This is a genomic window from Mesorhizobium sp. M2A.F.Ca.ET.037.01.1.1 (assembly GCF_003998075.1).
In the GTDB taxonomy this organism is placed as follows: domain Bacteria; phylum Pseudomonadota; class Alphaproteobacteria; order Rhizobiales; family Rhizobiaceae; genus Mesorhizobium.
This window is the reverse complement of the sequence record NZ_RZSA01000888.1, coordinates 1-2,748: the sequence shown is the minus strand read 5'-3', so window position 1 is coordinate 2,748 and position 2,748 is coordinate 1. Positions and strand designations below refer to the sequence as shown.

The window sequence follows — 2,748 nt, the reverse complement described above, 5'->3', positions numbered from 1 at the left end:
GTGTGCCGTCATACGCAAGGCGAACGGTTGGATGACGGATCGCAAGCTGGAAACCGCCGAAACCGAGCGCCTAGCTTTGAAGGCCATGGATTTGGGCAGGGATGACGCGATCGCTCTTTCCCGCGGCGGGATCGCGCTCGCCTACGTCGTGGGCGACAACAATAGCGGGGCAGCGTTCATTGACCGCGCGCTTGCGCTCAATCCGAACCTGGCTACTGCGTGGCTATTCAGCGGCTGGGTCAGAGCCGACCTCGGCGATACGGAAACCTCACTTCGGCACCTCGCGACGGCGATGCGCATGAGCCCAGTCGACCCGCTGATGTTCGACATGCAGAATGCGGTTGCAGTGGCTCATCTCTTCGCTGGTCGATTTGAGGAGGCATCAACTTGGGCTGAAAGATCGTTGCGGGAAAAACCGGACTTTTTGCCCTCGTTGCGCTTTGCGGCTGCAAGCTATGCTCACGCCGGCCGAACAGAGGAGGCGCAAAAGGTCGTGAGCCGAATTCTCGGGCTCGATCCCGGCCAGCGAATTTCCAATCTGGCTGATGTCATGCCGACCTGCCGTCCGGCCGATTTGGCTCTGCTTGTAGAAGGCTTGCGAAAGGCGGGCCTGCCGGAATAGCGCTGTCGGGCTGGCGCATGACAGCGAGTGGGGAACGCACCGGGATCGCGAAAGACAGCCCCGTGGGTTGCGTTGGCCCGGCACAAGTCGCCGCAGGACGCCGTACAAAGCGATCCGCGTCATGTGAGGGGTGAGAGGTCCTGATCCCAACTCGTCGCCTGTGCCGGCGATTGGGGCGCCACCTGCTCGAAATCGAGCCAGTCGGCGATCCTTAGGACGTAGGCAACGGCTGCTTCGCAAGACAACGGCTGATCGTCCGTTTTCGTCGCTACCACCACCTCCTAGTCGCTCGGCAACGTCCACTTTGAGGAAGCTGCGAAGCCGACCTCTATGGCCGAGATAGGCGCAAAGCGGTTGTGGTATCGCCCGTAAATCACCTTCGGGTTGTTACCGAGCTACTCCTCGGCCCGCTTCTGCGTGATGAGATCGAGCCGCTCGCGGTCGGAGCGTTCGCGTTCGTCGCGGCGGCGCACATCCTTGTAGGCGCGCTCGACCATGTTGGTGCGCGCCGTCGCGGTGGCGATCAGCGCGGCTTCGTGCTTGGCATCTTCCAGGTTCTGTTTCTGGCGGCCGAGCGCGTCGGTAATGCGCTTGTGGTAGAGCGCGGGAAAGAGGCCGGCGAGCGATTTGCCGGTGTCGAAATGCTCGATCAGTTCCTTGACCTCCGCTTCCGCCTTGACGGCGGCGGCGAGGAAGCCGGCATGGCGGGTCTCGTGCAGCGCCTTCAATTGCTCCTGCACCTTGACCAATTTCTTCAGACGATCCTTGCGCGTGGTCATGGCTATCTCGCCAGCGTGAGGTCGACGAAGCCGTCGACGAAGAGTGACAGCAGCGTGCCGACGGCGAAATAGAAGATGATCATACCGCCGGCGATGACGAAGGGCAGGGAGATGAAATAGACCGGGATCTGCGGCGTCAGCTTGTTGACGAAGCCGATCGTCAGATTGACCAGGATGGCATAGGCGACGAAGGGGCTGCCGAGCCGGATGACCAGGAAGAAGGCGTCCGACACGGTGTCGGTGACGTCGACCAGCGCCGCCTGCGGATTGAAGAACACGTTGACCGGCGCGACCTGGTAGGAGGCGACCAGCGCCTTGACGATCTCGTGGTCGAAGTCAAAGACAAAGAGCAGAAGCAGGGCCGAGAACGAGATGATGGCGGCAAGGGCTGCCTGCGGCTCCGGCTCCTCGATCGCCGGCCCGCCCGAGCCGCCATAGCCGATCAGCGTGGCGATGGCCGAGCCCATGAAACGCAGCGCTTCCATATGAAGCCTGGTCATGGCGCCGATCAGCCCGCCGACCAGCAACTCGGAGACGATCATCGGCGCGAGCACCTGCGGGCGCGGATCGACGAACGGGTAGATGCGGTCCCACAGGAAGGCGAGCAGGCCGCCGGTCGCGGCAACCGAGACGAACAGTCTGATCTGCAGCGGCACGCGCGCGCTGGACAGGCCGGGCATCAGCATGAAGCAGGCGCCGATGCGGCAGAAGGCGAGGAACGCGGCGATGACGACGCCTTGCGAGAGCGCGTTCACGAGATCGTTCCGAGCACCTTGATCTCGACGCCCTTGGCGATCTCGACATGGCTGAGAACGGGAAGCGTGGTGAACAGCCGCTCGATGATCATGCGCACATAGGGCCGCGCGTCGGGCGCGGTGACCAGCACGAAGCGCTCGCCGGCCTCGAGATGCTTGCGGATCGCCTTGGTCGCGTCCTGGCCGAACTCCTCGAGCTGGCGCGGATCGATGTCGAACTCGCGTACCTCGCCCTTGGCGTCACGCTTGAGGCTTTGATGGAAGGCGAGGTCCCAGCGGTTGCCGAGGCGCAGCACCTTGAGCGTGCCGCCTTCGGAGAGGTCGCCGCAGATCTGCTGCGCCATGCGGATGCGCACATGCTCGACGATCTGCTCGGTGCGGCGCACATGCGGCGCGATCTCGGCGATCGCCTCGATGATCAGGTGCAGGTTGCGGATCGAGACGCGCTCGGCGAGCAGCAGCTTCAGCACCGCCTGCAGGCCGGGGTAGGAGATGTGCGAGGTGCAGATCTCGTCGGCGAGCTTGCGGTATTCGGGGTCGAGCCGCTCCAGCAGCGCCTTCATGTCCTTGTAGGAGAGAAGCTGGGGCAGGT

The 2,748-nt window shown here is 63.5% G+C and carries 4 protein-coding genes; 1 reads left to right on the top strand and 3 read right to left on the bottom strand.

Annotation, left to right across the window (positions count from 1 at the left end):
* Positions 1-622: tetratricopeptide repeat protein (locus tag EOA27_RS30790; protein WP_210214182.1), on the top strand; the 622-nt coding region annotated here is incomplete at its 5' end.
* Between the two features lie 395 nt (positions 623-1,017).
* Here EOA27_RS30790 and EOA27_RS30785 read toward each other — a convergent pair.
* The 3 genes from EOA27_RS30785 to EOA27_RS30775 form a co-directional block, all read right to left on the bottom strand.
* Complete coding sequence (locus EOA27_RS30785) at positions 1,018-1,401, bottom strand: hypothetical protein (protein ID WP_127258016.1); 384 nt, start codon at positions 1,399-1,401, stop codon at positions 1,018-1,020.
* Between the two features lie 2 nt (positions 1,402-1,403).
* On the bottom strand, positions 1,404-2,156 hold the full coding sequence (gene fliR / locus EOA27_RS30780) for a flagellar biosynthetic protein FliR (RefSeq protein ID WP_126081503.1): 753 nt from the start codon (positions 2,154-2,156) through the stop codon (positions 1,404-1,406).
* The coding region (locus tag EOA27_RS30775; protein ID WP_189562162.1) for an FHIPEP family type III secretion protein at positions 2,153-2,748 on the bottom strand (596 nt) is incomplete at its 5' end. The genes fliR and EOA27_RS30775, both read right to left, overlap by 4 nt.

Excerpts from the sequence above, each read along its gene's own strand:
- EOA27_RS30785 (WP_127258016.1), bottom strand. The coding sequence starts at position 1,401 with ATGACCACGCGCAAGGATCGTCTGAAGAAATTGGTCAAGGTGCAGGAG.